The 15,355-nt window shown below is 44.3% G+C and carries 13 protein-coding genes; 10 read left to right on the plus strand and 3 right to left on the minus strand.

Going from position 1 to position 15,355, the window contains the following annotated elements:
* Position 1 precedes the first annotated feature (1 nt).
* From MHH48_RS14405 to MHH48_RS14425, 5 genes are all read left to right on the plus strand, one after another.
* Complete coding sequence (locus MHH48_RS14405) at positions 2 to 1,789, plus strand: ABC transporter permease subunit (RefSeq protein WP_076326340.1); 1,788 nt, start codon at positions 2 to 4, stop codon at positions 1,787 to 1,789.
* Positions 1,725 to 2,813 (plus strand): ABC transporter ATP-binding protein, encoded by a 1,089-nt coding sequence (locus MHH48_RS14410; protein ID WP_144023529.1) that lies wholly within the window; start codon positions 1,725 to 1,727, stop codon positions 2,811 to 2,813. The genes MHH48_RS14405 and MHH48_RS14410 overlap by 65 nt, the downstream gene beginning before the upstream one ends.
* Positions 2,810 to 3,436, plus strand: a complete 627-nt coding sequence (locus MHH48_RS14415; RefSeq protein WP_076326342.1) for a metallophosphoesterase — start codon at positions 2,810 to 2,812, stop codon at positions 3,434 to 3,436. Before MHH48_RS14410 ends, MHH48_RS14415 begins: the two co-directional genes overlap by 4 nt.
* A 459-nt stretch (positions 3,437 to 3,895) precedes the next feature.
* Entirely contained in the window at positions 3,896 to 4,183 is a 288-nt protein-coding gene (locus tag MHH48_RS14420) for a hypothetical protein (RefSeq protein WP_218641292.1), read from the plus strand.
* A gap of 230 nt (positions 4,184 to 4,413) precedes the next feature.
* Entirely contained in the window at positions 4,414 to 5,481 is a 1,068-nt protein-coding gene (locus MHH48_RS14425; RefSeq protein WP_076326343.1) for a nitronate monooxygenase, read from the plus strand.
* Positions 5,482 to 5,930: 449 nt separating this feature from the next.
* Here the strand turns inward: MHH48_RS14425 and MHH48_RS14430 are convergent, their stop codons facing one another.
* Complete coding sequence (locus MHH48_RS14430) at positions 5,931 to 7,247, minus strand: HAMP domain-containing sensor histidine kinase (RefSeq protein WP_076326344.1); 1,317 nt, start codon at positions 7,245 to 7,247, stop codon at positions 5,931 to 5,933.
* The gene (locus MHH48_RS14435; protein WP_256720864.1) at positions 7,240 to 7,941 is read right to left on the minus strand and encodes a response regulator transcription factor; all 702 of its coding nucleotides are present in this window, start codon (positions 7,939 to 7,941) and stop codon (positions 7,240 to 7,242) included. The genes MHH48_RS14430 and MHH48_RS14435 overlap by 8 nt, the downstream gene beginning before the upstream one ends.
* Positions 7,942 to 8,114: 173 nt before the next feature.
* Between MHH48_RS14435 and MHH48_RS14440 the strand changes: the two genes are divergently transcribed.
* Together MHH48_RS14440 and pssA are read left to right on the plus strand one after the other, a co-directional pair.
* Positions 8,115 to 8,819 carry a VTT domain-containing protein gene (locus tag MHH48_RS14440; RefSeq protein ID WP_076326346.1) on the plus strand — a complete coding sequence of 235 codons (705 nt, stop codon included), beginning with the start codon at positions 8,115 to 8,117 and terminating at the stop codon, positions 8,817 to 8,819.
* Positions 8,820 to 8,844: 25 nt separating this feature from the next.
* The gene (pssA, locus tag MHH48_RS14445) at positions 8,845 to 9,366 is read left to right on the plus strand and encodes a CDP-diacylglycerol--serine O-phosphatidyltransferase (protein WP_076326347.1); all 522 of its coding nucleotides are present in this window, start codon (positions 8,845 to 8,847) and stop codon (positions 9,364 to 9,366) included.
* A 414-nt stretch (positions 9,367 to 9,780) separates the two neighbouring features.
* Here pssA and MHH48_RS14450 read toward each other — a convergent pair whose 3' ends face one another.
* Positions 9,781 to 9,921 carry a hypothetical protein gene (locus tag MHH48_RS14450; RefSeq protein ID WP_256720865.1) on the minus strand — a complete coding sequence of 47 codons (141 nt, stop codon included), beginning with the start codon at positions 9,919 to 9,921 and terminating at the stop codon, positions 9,781 to 9,783.
* 840 nt (positions 9,922 to 10,761) lie between these two features.
* On the opposite strand from MHH48_RS14450, the gene MHH48_RS14455 reads away from it, so the two are divergent.
* The 3 genes from MHH48_RS14455 (at position 10,762) to MHH48_RS14465 (ending at position 15,196) form a co-directional block, all read left to right on the plus strand.
* The gene (locus MHH48_RS14455; RefSeq protein ID WP_256720866.1) at positions 10,762 to 11,838 is read left to right on the plus strand and encodes an AAA family ATPase; all 1,077 of its coding nucleotides are present in this window, start codon (positions 10,762 to 10,764) and stop codon (positions 11,836 to 11,838) included.
* Between the two features lie 270 nt (positions 11,839 to 12,108).
* A complete protein-coding gene (locus MHH48_RS14460; RefSeq protein ID WP_076326348.1) occupies positions 12,109 to 14,169 on the plus strand; it encodes a serine hydrolase domain-containing protein in 2,061 nt (686 codons plus the stop codon).
* A gap of 361 nt (positions 14,170 to 14,530) precedes the next feature.
* The gene (locus MHH48_RS14465; RefSeq protein WP_076326349.1) at positions 14,531 to 15,196 is read left to right on the plus strand and encodes an EAL domain-containing protein; all 666 of its coding nucleotides are present in this window, start codon (positions 14,531 to 14,533) and stop codon (positions 15,194 to 15,196) included.
* Positions 15,197 to 15,355: the final 159 nt, after the last annotated feature.

The raw sequence follows: 15,355 nt of genomic DNA on the forward strand, positions 1-15,355 counted from the left end.
GATGAGATCGTTAGAGACACGGTTAGGCGGGGGCGTTACCGCCCTCCTCTTTGTTTTTATTTTTCTGCCGCTGTTGGCGGTTATCGTGAATGTCGTCTTTCCGGGTCTGTTTTTCGGACATCTGGAATTTAATAATGTGAGTATTGTACTGGAAATGTTTCACCGACCGCTTTGGAAGCAGTCACTGCTGAATTCGCTGCTGCTTGGGGTCGGAACAGCTACGCTTGGCACACTGATCGGCGGAGCGCTGGCGGTTATGCGGTCGCAGTGGAGCTTTGCGCTCGGACGTTATCTGGACGTGGCGGCTTGGATCTTGCTCATTGCTCCGTCATTTCTGTTGGCACAGGGATGGGTGCTGTTTGCGGGCCAAGGCGGCCTGGCTGCTCAATCGCTTGGGTGGTCATGGGTTCCAGCTATGGTATTTCAGCCTTCAGGGTTGATTGTTATTATGGCGCTAAGCAAGTTTCCGATGGCTTATCTTACGGTGGGGGCGGCTCTGGATTGGAGCGTATCGCAATACGGGAATGCGGCCCGACTGTGCGGGGCAAGACCTTTCACGGTCTGGCGGACGGTGAACCTGCCCTTGTCCGCTCCGGCGTATTTTGCGGGTTGGATACTTGTGTTTATTGATACGATTGGAGATTTTGGTCTGCCTGCGGCTCTGTCTACGACATACCGTTTTCCGACTCTTCCCTATTCGATTTATACGGCGATTTATCAATCGCCTGTACGTTTTGACATGGCAGGCGTGATGGCATTTTATCTGGTCATGATTCTCGGCGCGGCCATGGGTCTGCTTGTACTGGCAATCCGTAAATCCCGCTTCGATTTTCTGAACAACCGAGCGGTTCGGACGATGCCGCGCAAGCCGCGCCATGCCTGGCTACTCAATCTGTCTTCCGGACTTCTGCTTTTGTGCTGCCTCGGTATTCCGGTAGGGACAAGCGTCGCCGTATCCTTTATAAAACGGCTTGGGGAAGGCATTACCCTCTCCAATTTGACACTATCCCACTACGTGGCTGTTCTCGGAGGAGGGGGAAGCGATCATTCGCTGCTGCCGCTTTTAAAGGGTTTTGTTCACTCCCTTACCATTGCCGGGCTGGCAGCGTTATTCAGCATGATCATCGGATTTTTCATTGCGTATGTATTAACCTTTACGTCTTTTAAATTCAAGGGAGCGATTCAAATATTCTCGATCGTATCCCTCGCCGTACCGGGTGTCGTTCTCGGGATCGGATACATCTTCATCTGGAACCAGAAGTGGCTGGAGCCGGTCGGGCTCAACCTATATGGCAAGCCCGCATTACTGGTTATCGCTGCGGTCGCCGGAGCCATACCTTATGCAGTTCGGGTACAGCTTGGTTCATTCGCCAGCCTGTCCTCCTCCATGCTGCGGGCAGCTTCCGTACAAGGTGCTTCTGCTTGGGTGAGGATGGGGACAATCGTTCTGCCGATGGTTAGGCAATCGCTGCTCATTGCAACGTTGGCTGCTTTCGGGACAAGCGTGTTTGACTTGGCGCTGGCTTCCATGCTCCAGCCGTCCAATTATGTGCTGATGTCACTTGTGGTCGACCGTGCTTTTGAATTTTCGCAATACGGCTATGCAACGGCCGCTACGGTGCTGGGCGGAGGGATGACCGTAGTTATTATCGTTACCCTCCAGTGGTTGGGGAAAGCCTTATTTAAGCGCCAGGATGAACGAAAACGAAAAGGAGCTGCATCATTTGAGACCGATTCTGGAATTAACACATATAAGCAAGCAGTTCGGAGCAATAAAGGCTATTCATAAAATTTCGTTTCAAATGAGGGAAGGGGAGCGCATCTGCTTGCTCGGACCGTCAGGCTGCGGCAAGTCCACATTGCTGCAAATGGTGGCCGGTCTGCTGCCAGTAGATGAGGGAGATATCATGATGGATGGACAGAAGGTATCTTCTGCCGTCCGAAACGTACCACCCGAGAAGCGGCCGGTGAATATGGTGTTTCAGGATTACGCGTTATGGCCGCATATGACGATTAAAGAAAATATTGAATACGGTTTGCGCCGCAATAAGGTTCCAACGGTGGAGCGTGCTGCACGCATCACCTCCCTGGCCCGGCTGCTGCATCTGGAGGGGTTGCTAGGCCGGCTGCCTTCGGAACTGTCCGGAGGGCAGCAGCAGCGGGTTGGAATTGCCCGCGCACTGGCTACGCAGCCTCGTATTCTGCTTATGGACGAACCCTTGTCCAATCTCGATGTGAAGCTCCGTACGGAGATGCGTCAGGAACTGGCGCTGCTGCTGCGCGAGATGATGGTAACGACACTCTATGTCACCCATGATGTGATGGAGGCGTTCGCGCTGGCGGATCGAATTCTTGTGCTTCGAGGCGGACAAATCGAGCAACTGGCTGAGCCCCGCGAACTGTTTGAGAATCCGGCAACCCCTTGGGTAGCGGAGCTAATGGGTTATCAGAACAAGCTGAATGCGACGCTGATTCATGCCGATGAAGAGTCCGTGTCCGTACAATTGGCAGGGCAGACCATCCACGGAATTCCCGCTGCGATGCCTCCTGGCGAACAGGTTGGAGACGAGAATGTCCTGGTTATGCTGCATGCTGATGTGCTGGAGACCGGCGCCAGCGATCAGCAGGAGCGTTCTGACGTCAACAGCCTGATAGCCGTAGTCAAACAGTCCATCTATGAGGGCAGCCGCTGGCGGCTACTGCTGGAGACGGCAGACGGGCAGCATATTCATGCCTTGTCTTCGCAGCCGACAGAGAAAGGCAGCCAGCAGCGTATTTCATTTCCTGTCTCGCGGACGCGGATTTTCATATGAAGCCAGGCGGTAGAATACTGGCGGTCGCAGATATTCACGGGCACGGTCTGCTGCTGGAGCAGCTGCTTGAGCACGCAGGGTACCGTCCAGACCAGGACCGCCTCTTTTTACTGGGCGATTACGTGAATAAAGGGCCCGATTCGGAAGGAACGCTTGCTCTTATTGAATCGCTGTGCAAGGAAGGGGCTGTAGCCTTGTCAGGCAACAATGAGCAAAAATGGCTGAACAATGGGATCTCTACCCAATGGACGCCATTTTTACGCGCTCTTCCGTTCTGGAGCAGGTTCGGAGGATACCTGTTTGTTCATGCGGGCATTCGGCCTGGCGTTCCAATCGAACATCAGACCGTCCAGGATTTGACGGAAATCCGTGATCCGTTTTTTGCAGGAAGACTGACAGGCAGAGAAACGGTAGTCTTTGGCCACACACCGGCTTCCAGGCTAGGAGCCTCTCACGGACAGATTTGGCTTGGAGACCGTAGAATTGGCATCGATACGGGTGCGGGGCATGGTGAATATTTGACACTGGTAGACTTAAGCGGCGAGATAGCATATAGCATGCTGGTAACATCCGGTTCCAATAACATTAAGATGTACACTTACAGGAATAGGGAAATTTCCTGACTCATTTGAAAAGGTTAGACGAGTAACGAGACTCATTTAGGGCTGTTTCGAAAGTCATGAATAATGGCTTGGGGACAGCCCTGCTTCTTCTTTAAACATGATCAAACACAAAGAAATTGTTCAAGTGAAATGGATGTGAGACCGGCCGATGTACAAAAGGAACGGCGTCGCTTACTGTGTCACTAGCTACAGTCATCGGATAAAAAGAAGTTGATTGAAATCGGTGCCGGTACGGGCATTGACAGCCTTTTCTTCAAAAACAATGGCATGGAGGTAACAAGGCGTTGATTTGTCCATCGAAATGATTCGATATTGTTAGGAAAGAGGACTTAATGCATTTGTAATGGACTTTTACAATTTAGATTTTGCTGATAGCAATGGAAAACGGCTGATGGACGATGGTTCTTGCCACACTTCAACCTCCCTCATCTTGAACAACGGGTTTTGGATGTATTGAAATTGAAATGTGAACCTACACCGGAATCTGTTGCCAAAGCCGTAAGTGAGTGGAATGCCGACGATCTTGAAGAAACTATAGCAGCAGCAAATGCCTGTGGAGGAATTGTGCGTACTCCAGAGGAATGGCTTAAGCATCCTCACGGTGCATATTTGGCTACACGCCCTGTGGTCGAAATCACCAAAATTACTGATGGGGAACCGGAATCACTTCCCCAATATGGCTCTGAGCCGTTATCTGGAACCTCTAGAGGATGCGGTACCATCATCAGTTCTCTGGTCGGTGGATAAGTAAATTGGGTTATATCAAATCATTGATTACTGCGTTTATTCTTCTAGCTCTCGGGGTCATAATGCCTGTATGGTTTCCAAATATAGTAGGGTTATGTTAGGGTCCATCCTTTTTGGCGGAAAGTTCATGAGGATATCCTTGGCTGAAGCTCATTGATAACCGGTGCAGTCATTTCTTAATAAAAAGGGAATCATTTTAATCAAAACACATTAACAGGAGGCGTTCATCCGTGTTTGAAACTGACTTAACACGTACGCTAAAAATTCGATATCCAATATTCCAAGCGCCGATGGCAGGTGGTGTCACAACTCCTGACTTAGTAGCAGCTGTTTCAAATGCTGGAGGCTTAGGCAATCTAGGAGCTGGATACTTAACGCCCGAGCAGCTCCGAAGTGCGATCCAAAAGATCAGGGAACTTACAGATAAGCCTTTCGGAGTAAATTTGTTTGTGCCTGAGCAACCGGAAGAATCGGAAGAAGTAGTCGTTCAAATGATGGACCATCTCCATAAATACCATGTCAGGTATGGAATTACTCAAAATCGATCGGCTCTTAAGTCTTTGGAATCGTTTGAGGATCAAGTGCAAGTATTGCGTGAAGAGGAGGTTCCGGTATTTAGTTTTACTTTTGGTATACCACCACAAGAAGTGATTCAATCCATGAAGCAGCATGGTACAGTCGTAATAGGAACTGCAACAACTGTTGAAGAAGCTATCCATTTAGACATGGCTGGTGTAAACGCAATTGTGGCTCAAGGATGTGAGGCAGGAGGTCACCGAGGCACATTTTTAAAAAGTGTTTCTGAATCTCTGATCGGCACCATGTCACTTGTTCCACAGATTGTTGATCACGTGTCGATTGCTGTCATCGCATCGGGGGGCATCATGGATGGAAGGGGACTTGTTGCAAGCCTTGCATTAGGCGCTGGAGCTGTACAGATGGGCACTGCATTTTTGGCGTGTTCGGAGAGCGGTGCCCATCAAACGTACAAACAGAAAATCCTCTCATCAAATGAGGACTCCACTGAACTTACATGTGCATACTCGGGAAAAGCAGCAAGAGGTATTCGAACAAAATTTATGAGAGATATGCAACAGTATTCCGGAACAATCCCTGCCTATCCAATACAAAACGCTTTGACGCGTGATATTCGACAGGCAGCTGCAAAAGGGAACGACCCTGAGTATATGTCTCTGTGGGCAGGGCAGGGTCTTAGGTTAGCTAAGGATCAATCTGCAGAAGCAATTGTCAAGCAAACTATCGAACAAGCAAATAGAGTACAAAAGAGTTTCCTCTAGTCGGGAACGACTCTTGTTAGAGCACTCGTATCAGCAAAGGATAGCTCGCAAATAACACAGCGTGTAAAGAAGGAGATAACATATATGCCGTTACTTCGTTTTGATCTTATTGAAGGGCGCGATAAAGGGCCCCAATAGGCAAAGAGTAAAATGAAGTAAAAAGTAATCCGTTTCATGGATAGCCTGGACTGTAGATCTTAAGATGAAAGCTATTGAAATGAGTGTAGCCGGAATACATCTGAACTGTGGCCCGTGGGAGCACACTATTTTTCAAGGTGTACATCCAACGGGTCACAGTGCACTCTTTTTACCTTCGTTTATTTACTTATTGCTTTTCTCCAGAAGTAGCCTTTTGATTTCTTTGCCGGTATGGCCGGTATTATCCGAAACAAGCGCAGGACCCGAGCGAGCCGCAGCACGCCGCTCATCTACACCGAAATATAGTGACTTTAGGTTACTATAACGAAACTAATGTGGACAGCATAAATATCCTCGGTTCTTGTAACAGTTATGTTCCCCTTATGCTTTTCGATGATTTTTTCGCATGTTTTCATACCAATTCCTGTGCTATGTATCTGTTCCAATTTAGTGTTTATATGGTTTTCGAGATCAATAAATAACAATCGATCTTTTATATAGCATTTAATTTTAACCGGTTTGGACTTATCCGCATACTTGGTGATATTAGAAAAAATATTATCAAAAACTCTACGGATAGATATTACGTGTACCTCAATATGAAAAGGGGTGCTGCATGGGATAAATTCAAAATGAAAACCATTATTTTGTAAAATCAAAAGTTGCTCATCGATCAGTTGGTCTATTAGTTGATTTCCATCGAATGCTTCCAGTTCTAGTTCGTCCTCCTCGGTATTAAATACCGTAAAGTACTCAAATAGTTTGTCAGAAAGATGCTTAATTTGATATGCTTTTTCTCTACTATTATGGATATACTGCGTCAAATTTTCATCTGTCTTATATTTCTTATATTCAATAATATCCAAATATCCCACCAGTGCTGTTAGAGGTGTCCTTAAATCATGAGACATGGCTGTGACCAGTTCACTGTTTGCTAACCGGGCTTTTTCTTCACTTTCCAGTCTTTCAATAAACGATTTTCTCATCTCATTAATACTTTGAGCTAATGAAGAAAGCTCATCTTTCCCTTTTAACGTAATTGAATAATTTAAGTTGCCTCCTTCTAATATTTTTATTTCTTTTTCAAGTATTCCAATATAAGATGTCTTTTTATTTATAAAAAATAACATACTGAAAATAAAGAATAAAAAAGATATTGCTGAATCTATAATGATGACAATGTAATAGTACTTGTATTCAAAAAAGTACTCTATATATACTTGGGCATCCGTGTCAAAAAAATCAATATTATGCAACGGTTCATCTTTTAAAATTGTACTTCGAAGGTATTTTCCACTTCCAGTAGTAGATTTATAACCATCCGTAGCGTATACCAGCTCATTGTCTTTGTAGACGTAGATATTTACATATTTAGTTTCTCGTACCCAGCTTGTTATTTTATCTTGATCCTTTATTGTCAAATGGTTTTCCGATACATATTCTTTTAAATTAGAAATCGTTTGATTCTTTTGATTTTCAATAAACGATGTTTTATTTAAATAGTTATATAATATGTCTTCACCTGTTGTTTGTAATAATAAAAACAAGCCTACAGAAATAGGAAATGAAAAGATCAGGCACAGTATTAATCTCATTTTCAGTTTGTTCAATAAAAAAAATTTATTCAATTCGATACCCCTTTCCCCAAACTGTTTTGATGTACTTGGGGGTTTGTGGGTCTTTCTCCAATTTGCTTCTTAAATTCCTGATATGAACCATAACCGTATTATTACAACTATAAAAATAAGGTTCTTCCCAAATGCTTTCATATAAATTTTGGGCTGAAAATATTTTTTTTCTATTCTGTGCCATTAACAATAGAATCTTGTACTCGATTTCAGTAAGTGTAATTTCTTCCTCACCTATAAAAATTTCATTTGTAGTGGCATTCAGTGCCAGCTCATTGATATGGATCGTATCGGGAGGGTTAACCTTGTCTTTTCCTTTATAAACATAATACCTTCTAAGCAAGGCTTTCACTCTTGAAACCAGTTCTGTATATGAAAACGGCTTCGACAGGTAATCATCACTTCCTGCAGAAAATGCCATGTATTTATCTGAGTCTTGAGTTTTAGCAGTCAAAAACAAAATAGGAGCACTTGTTTTTTCACGAATTTCAACACAAGCCTTAAATCCGGATTTTCTAGGCATCATAATATCAAGTATGATTATATCTATATTTTCATCCACTTTGTTTACAGCATCTTCACCATCTATAGCCTCAATTACGTTATAGTGTTCACTCTCCAGTAATACACGGATAATCTCTCTAATCTCGTTATTATCATCGGCTATCAATATATTCTTTGTGTTGTCCATCATTCTCCCTCCATCTCTCTCTCCCTCTGTCATGCTTTCAGTATATTATGCAATTTTACGATAAACTACGTTTATTACACGACTTAAGAATTCTTAAGATTCCTTATGTCCCAATCTTAAGATCTTTCTCGTAAACTGCTATTTATATAGAAAAGTAAGTGAGAGAGGATAATACTGTGCATAAATCAAAGAAACGATTAGCCGGTAAAATAATTTTAGCCTTCCTGGGTGTTATGGCAGTTATCCCTGTACTAAAATATTTACCTGAAATTCTTAAAGTGACGGTATCCATTGATCGATTTCGAGACTACATCCTTTCAATGGGAGAGTTGGGACCTATAGGATTTATTTTTTTTCAAATACTCCAAACCGTAATTGCTCCGATTCCAGGCGAAGTCGTTCAAATTGCAGGAGGATATATTTATGGGGTTCCTTTAGGAACGCTTTATACTACAGCAGGAATGATGCTAGGCGCTATCATAGCTTTCTTTTTTACCAGGTTTTTGGGAGGTGCCTTTGTCGAGAATTTATTAAAAAAGAACAGTTCTCAATGGATGGCAAGAATGATGGACAATAAAAAAATTTCTGTTTTCTTGTTCATATTTTTTATTATTCCTGGGCTACCAAAGGATTTATTAATATACGTTGCAGGACTGACGTCTATAAAGCCAATAAGGTTTTTTACGATTTTACTTATTGGCAGATTCCCATGGCTATTAGCATCCGTAAGCGTTGGAGCTAATATTTATGAAAAAAATTATGTTTCAACCATAATCATATCAGGAGTATCAGTGCTAGCTTTTATATTCGGATTGATTTACAAAGATAAGTTGATCAACAAACTTTCTGGATTTAAAAAAAGTGCTGATAAATCATCATGAGCTTTATGTGAGGCAGGAGGAGTTTATGTTAAAAAAGTCTATACCTAATTTGCTTACATTCGCGAACCTTTCATTTGGAGTGCTTTCAATACTCGAGATTATAAAACAAAATTACATTGCAAGTGCTGCATATATTATGATTGCGGTTTTTATAGATAGATATGACGGGAGAATTGCCAAGCGTTTAAATGTTTGCAGTGAATTCGGAAAGGAATTGGATTCCTTGGCCGATTTGGTCTCATTCGGAGTCGCTCCAGCTTTATTAATATTTTATAAGTTCAATTTTGTTGACTTAGGCATTCCAAAATGGGTGGGTGTATGTTTCCTGTTGTTATACATCATTAGTGGTTCTTATAGATTGGCGAACTATAATATCAGAAAATTTGAAGGATCTTTTTTGGGAGTGCCGATAACCGTTGCCGGATTTGTTCTCTCCACATACTCGTTGGTTGCACCTAGTAATAGAATTTCAACGCTTGGATCATTTATTTTACTACTGGTTCTTTCCCTTTTGATGGTGTCAAAATTTAATTTCAAGAAAATTTAATCGATTAATTTGGGCAGACATCTGTCTCAATATAAGGTTTGAGGCTTTCTTTCAGCGTTGTCACCAGTGGCTAGAAGTTGAAGCCGTATCGATTTTACTTAAAAACTCAATTTTCGCAGCAACGAATTAACCTAAACACCTTGCGGCTGTAGGTATTGAATCAATCTATTTACTCCTTTTGACAAAAAACACCTTCTTCGTTGGGTATCATGGATATGTTGGCAACCATGCAAACAAAGAGAGGTGTGTAACTTATGGTACACCATCGTTCCTATCTGACCAGTCTCGTTTTTCATCTGTATTCATCGCCATTGCGATACAGCCCCAGACCGTTCATTACATAGGGACGAACATGTCTACAAGCACATCGATTCGATCTTTTTCCTCGACATTTAACCAATAATGCGCAGCGCCCTAGATCGCTGAACCTGTCATGACCGCCATGATTTTTATATAGATGCCTGTCCGCCCTTGGTAGGTATCCCCTTTCAGAAAAATGCTTTCTAGGGTTTGCGGAGGCATTTTCTTTATTTTTTCATCAACAAGTGTAGCCATCGATAAAAATCCACGATGTATTTGTGCGTCAGCAAGATCAACTGGTTACATATTTCATCCGTAAACTCCTGCGCACTCGCCACTTGCTTAAGAAACATCTCATGAAAAGCCTGTTCTGTGACTTCGTCAAACAAAGCATATTTATCTTCAAAACGGGCATAAAAGGTGGCGCGGTTAATTCTATGAAATGAGGGATCATATTGAACACCAAACCAGATAGACTTTTGATATTTGGCGCCGATCTCCCAATGTCGTTGTCGCGGTCCGCACGTCAACAGGCCCTCTCATCATCGCCATCATAGCGTCACAATCGTCAATTGCTCATGAGGAAACTACTTGAGCGAGTAGCAAAAAACCCATTGACATAGTGTCTAAACATTGATAGATTTTAATCGTAATTATTACGTATAAAATGATGATCGTGAGGGAAAGTGGTTGATTTTTTGTTGAGAGAAAAATAACAGTCCACGGATGGCTAAGATGAAGGTTAAACTGAAACGAAAATATGCAAAAAAACCTTTAGAACGTATTTGATGTTGGTATTGGTTGGATGTGAACCTGCTCCTCTGTACAGCAAAACTAAAGTAGTACACCAGATGCATCGGCATTTAAGAAGGGTTGGCTCTAGCGGTAGGAAAAAAAGACACTGTGATGATTGACCCAAAAAAAGGGTTGGGGAAACCATACTTAAAATCGATTAACCCATAGCAAGGTCGGGTCGTGAGACGACGATCTAGATTCAAATGTAATCCGGTTCCAGTGACTTTCGCGCGCGAGACTGTGGAGCAAGGTCTTGTAAACGCGGAACGGAATAGAAGTTAGGAATGGGAGGGGAAATGGATGAATGTAAAACAGGATGTATTTTCGGCTGAGGCGATCGTCGGGCGTCAGACTTTGATGAAGGGTCTGTTCCTGAATCTTGTCGATCCGTGGCTCGGCGGGGTGCTGATTCGCGGGGAGAAGAGCAAGGCCAAATTGACGGCTATCTGTGCGCTTGCCAAACTAATACCCGGATTTCAGGTTGTTAACCTGCCGATCAGCGCCCGTGAGGATCGCATCGTTGGCACACTGGATATCGAGCATGTGATCCGCGAAGGAGAGAAGTGGTTCGAGTCGGATCTGCTGGATGCGGTGCATGGGCATATTTTGTATGTGGATGAGATTAATTTGCTGGATAATGTAATCGTAGATGCATTGCTCGAAGCCACCACCATGGGGGTGAATACGGTCAAATGGAAGGGGGGACATTCGCATCCTACCCGTTTCAATTTGATTGGTGCTATGAATCCGGAGGAAGGAGATTTGCCCCCGCAATCGCTGGATCGGTTTGCGCTGTCCGTGGAAGTGTTCGATGAACTCTATTGCTCCAGCCATATGGAGGCCGTCAAGCGCCGCCTAGCGGACCCTAGGGAATTCCAGAGGCAGTATGAGCGTGTGCAGTCGGAGATTTACGAACTGATCCTGCATGCCCGAGAACGGCTTACCCGAATGCTCCCTTCCGAGCGGATGCTAGAATGGATCGCCGAAATTAGGATTCGGCTGGACGTGGACGGCCACCGGGCAGATATCATCCTACTGAAGACCGCTATGGCGCTCGCTGCGTTTGCCGGTAGAACCGATGTGCTGCCTAAGGATCTAGCGGCAGGCCGTTTCGCTGGTCATGCCACACCGGATGCGCAGAAGACCGTTCGAAGATGGGGGGGACGAGATGGAGACGATTCGGAGGCTGCTTGGAGAACTGCTACCGAAGGTCACGAATGTTTGCTGAGGCTTCCGTTTACCTTTTCTGCGCCGTCATCGATCAGGAGCGGGTTAATAACCCGTCTTTATAAGGCGTCCTGCTGGCCAGAGAGCCGGGAACGTAAAAGACGACGATTGTTCCTGGCTTTATCGAGCTGCTTCCGGAACATAAGCTGAAGTCCTCTCTGCTTGCTCGCTGGGGATTGTATGTCTGCGCCAGTACGTCAACGGATCTGGCTGAACGGGCCAAACCGTGTGCTGCAGGATAGCTTTTGAGCTGGTTTATAGTTGGTTTTGACGCTGATTGGAAGAAGGGACTTCTCCTGACTCCACTAACGGAGATATCACTGAGTGAATCAGTTAAGCAGAAAATAGTACTGAAACTTTTGCAGCATACGAAAATTTTATTAATTTTGTCTAAATAATCATCTATCAGGAGGAATATTTATGAAGAAAAGACAATCTTGGGTGCTATCCACTATACTTGCACTGACTATGATTCTACCAATACCAACCGGAGTAATGGCTGCAAACGTCGCCCCTGAGGTCACCGATAGCCAAGAATTGGCGAAAATCGCTGCTGAGAAGGCTGAGTTGCTTATCGAATCTACGGAAACGTTTAGCGTTCAGTATGCGTTGATTGACAAAGGAGAAATCACTGTATCTGGGCAGATGGGTAAGAACAATATGCCACTGACCGAGGATACATTGTACGGTATCGCATCGGTCAGTAAAGTATTTGGTGCCGCAGCCGTCATGAAATTGGTAGACGAAGGGAAAATCGATCTGGATACTCCTGTTGTCGAGTACATAGACGATTTCAAGATGAAGGACGAACGTTATAAGCGCATTACTCCGCGCATGCTGTTGAATCACTCCTCCGGTCTGCGAGGAGCTGAATCTACGAGCGATTCTTTATTCGAGGATTATGATACCTATAACCATGATACATTTCTGAATGCATTGTCCGACCAGACCTTGAAAGCGGACCCCGGAGCATTCTCGGTGTATTCCAATAGCGGCTTTTCGCTTGCCGAGATTCTAGTTGAAAGAGTCAGCGGCATGAGCTTTACAGCTTTTATTCATCAATCTTTCACAGAACCATTGCAGATTCATCATACGAAGACACCACAGGACGATTTGAAAGGCAGCAAAATTGCCGGTTTGTATGCCCCGGGTTATCCAAATCAACTTCCGAATGCTTTTGTTAATGTGATTGCTAGCGGGGGGATTCATTCCACAGCAGAAGATATGGTGCGGTTCTCGCAAATTTTTATGGGACAGGCAAACAATATTCTTTCTGACAAGTCGGTTCGGGCGATGGAACAGGAGGAATACAAGAAAGGTATTTGGCCAGAAGATGCGGATGATAATAGTAGCAGTTACGGTCTGGGATGGGACAGTGTGAAACTATACCCTTTCAATGATTATGGAATAAAAGGCTTGGCCAAGGGCGGAGACTTGTCTGTGTATGCTGCTTCTCTCGTCGTGCTTCCTGAGAAAAAGATGGCAGCTGCTGTGTTAACATCCGGCGGTAACAGTGGAACAAATCAACTGTTGGCAAGCGAATTGCTGCTGCAAGCCCTCAAGGAAAAGGGCGAAATCAAGAGCTTCAAGCCGGACAAATCATTCGCAAAGCCCGTAAAGGCCAGGGTACCGCAAGCTGTAATGAAGCAAGCAGGCTATTACGCCAGCAGTGATTCACAGTTCCGAGTAGAGATTAGCGAGGACGGAGAGCTGAGCATTCCAGCCGATAATGGAACGAAATATTTATACACTTCGGATGGAAGCTTTATCAACAAGTACGGAACCTCCAAGATCAACTTCGTCACCGAGAAGAATGGGCGCACATATTTGTGGAAGAGAAGTTATGAGTCGTTGCCTGGATTGGGACAGCTAGCCACGTCAGAATATGTGGCGGAGAAGCTAGAAGACAACGTTCTGCCGAAGGAGGTTGTTGAAGCTTGGGCGAAACGGGAGGGTATGGAGTACTATCTCGTGAACGAGAAATTCAACTCCGAAACCTATTTCTTTGGGAAACCATCCATCCAAATTAGCCTCGTCGACGGTATGCCGGGTTATTGGCAGGACAAAAAGATTACAGGTCCTAATACGGCAACGAGTCAGATCCAGATTCCAGGATTAGCAGGACGGGATACATTGGAAGCTCAGTTTTACAAGGAAAACGGCATCGAATATTTGAAGCTAAACGGGTCCTTGCTTGTGAGCGAGGCATATGTAATACCAATCTCTCTTGGAAATTATTCAAAGGTCACGGTGCCAGCGAACGGCCATGCCCAATGGTTTACCATCCCGGCAGAAGCAGTCGGCAGAACATTGACGGTCGACCTTCCAAAGAAGGGTTCTTTCACAGTATATGATGAGGAAGGGGAATACCCTCTCAACTATTCCATCGTCAGCGGCAACAACAAAGTGACTCTACCTGAGGGCGGAACGATCGTATTTTCCGGTACGCCAGGATCCGAATTTACAATAACAATGAAATAAGATGTATTCAAAACTATGTTGTTGGTATTGGCGTTGATTCTGCTCTAAAAACTTTTCCAGTATCCCATAGTTCTAACCTCATATGCGTGCTAAATGAGGTTAGAACTGAAAAGACGAGCATAATGGCCATGGGGGCCTCTTAGTCAATTTAGAACAGACATGACAAAATCCAATAATAGTAAAGACAATTCCGGATCTTCACTTTGGTAAACGCTTCGTTGCCATTCATAGCTTAAGTTGTATGATATCCTTCAAATTCAAGTGCTTTTTTTGAATAAATGGACAATGTTCTACAATTAGTATTTTATCTTTTTAACCAACAAAATAAGATGTGATCAAGTTGATGGAGTTTGGAAGGAATATGGAGACAAGACTTTGGAAAGCATGGGGAAATCATGAATTAACGATACATTATCAACCGCAAGTCGATATCTTGACAGGTTCGATAGAAAAGTTCGAAGCGCTGCTTCGTTGGAATTGTGAGGGGAATGACATCTCTCCCGAAGTGTTTATACCTATTGCGGAGGAAAATGGCCTGATTGTGCCATTGGGAATGTGGGTTTTGCAAAAAGTTTGTGAGCAACTTAAGAAGTGGGAGACGGCATATCCGGACTTCTGTGGTGTCAGTATTAACTTCTCCGCTCGCCAACTACAGGAACAGGATGTCGTTCAGAGAATCATACATGTGGTTGAAGAGAGTGGAGTAGACCCGAGTAAGCTGGTAATTGAGCTGACGGAGCGCACATTTATGTTTCATGTGGAAGACGCTGTAATGATTTTGGAGCAATTAAAACATACTGGAATAACCGTCGCTATCGACGATTTCGGAATCGGGTTTTCGCCACTCAGTTACATACAGAATATTCCATTTGACACGCTCAAATTGGATAGGTCCTTTATCAAGAACGTGAAGAACGATGACAAAAGTCAAGCCATTGTCAAAGCAATCATCACACTTGCGCAGAATTTGAAGGTACGAGTTGTCGCTGAGGGAGTGGAATACAAACAAAATCACTGCGGCTTATAGACTATTTCCGCGCAAACTGACGAGAGCTTAATGCAGTATACAGACAATGGTCGTCCATGATTCAACTCCTAAACGGGCTTGTTTTCGGAATTCGAGAGGCTTCAATTTGCAGAGTTTCTTCTCCGTTAATCCATGTAACCTGACCCGATCCATGGAGGT

The organism is Paenibacillus sp. FSL F4-0100 (assembly GCF_037993005.1).
Classification (GTDB): Bacteria; Bacillota; Bacilli; order Paenibacillales; family Paenibacillaceae; genus Paenibacillus_AQ.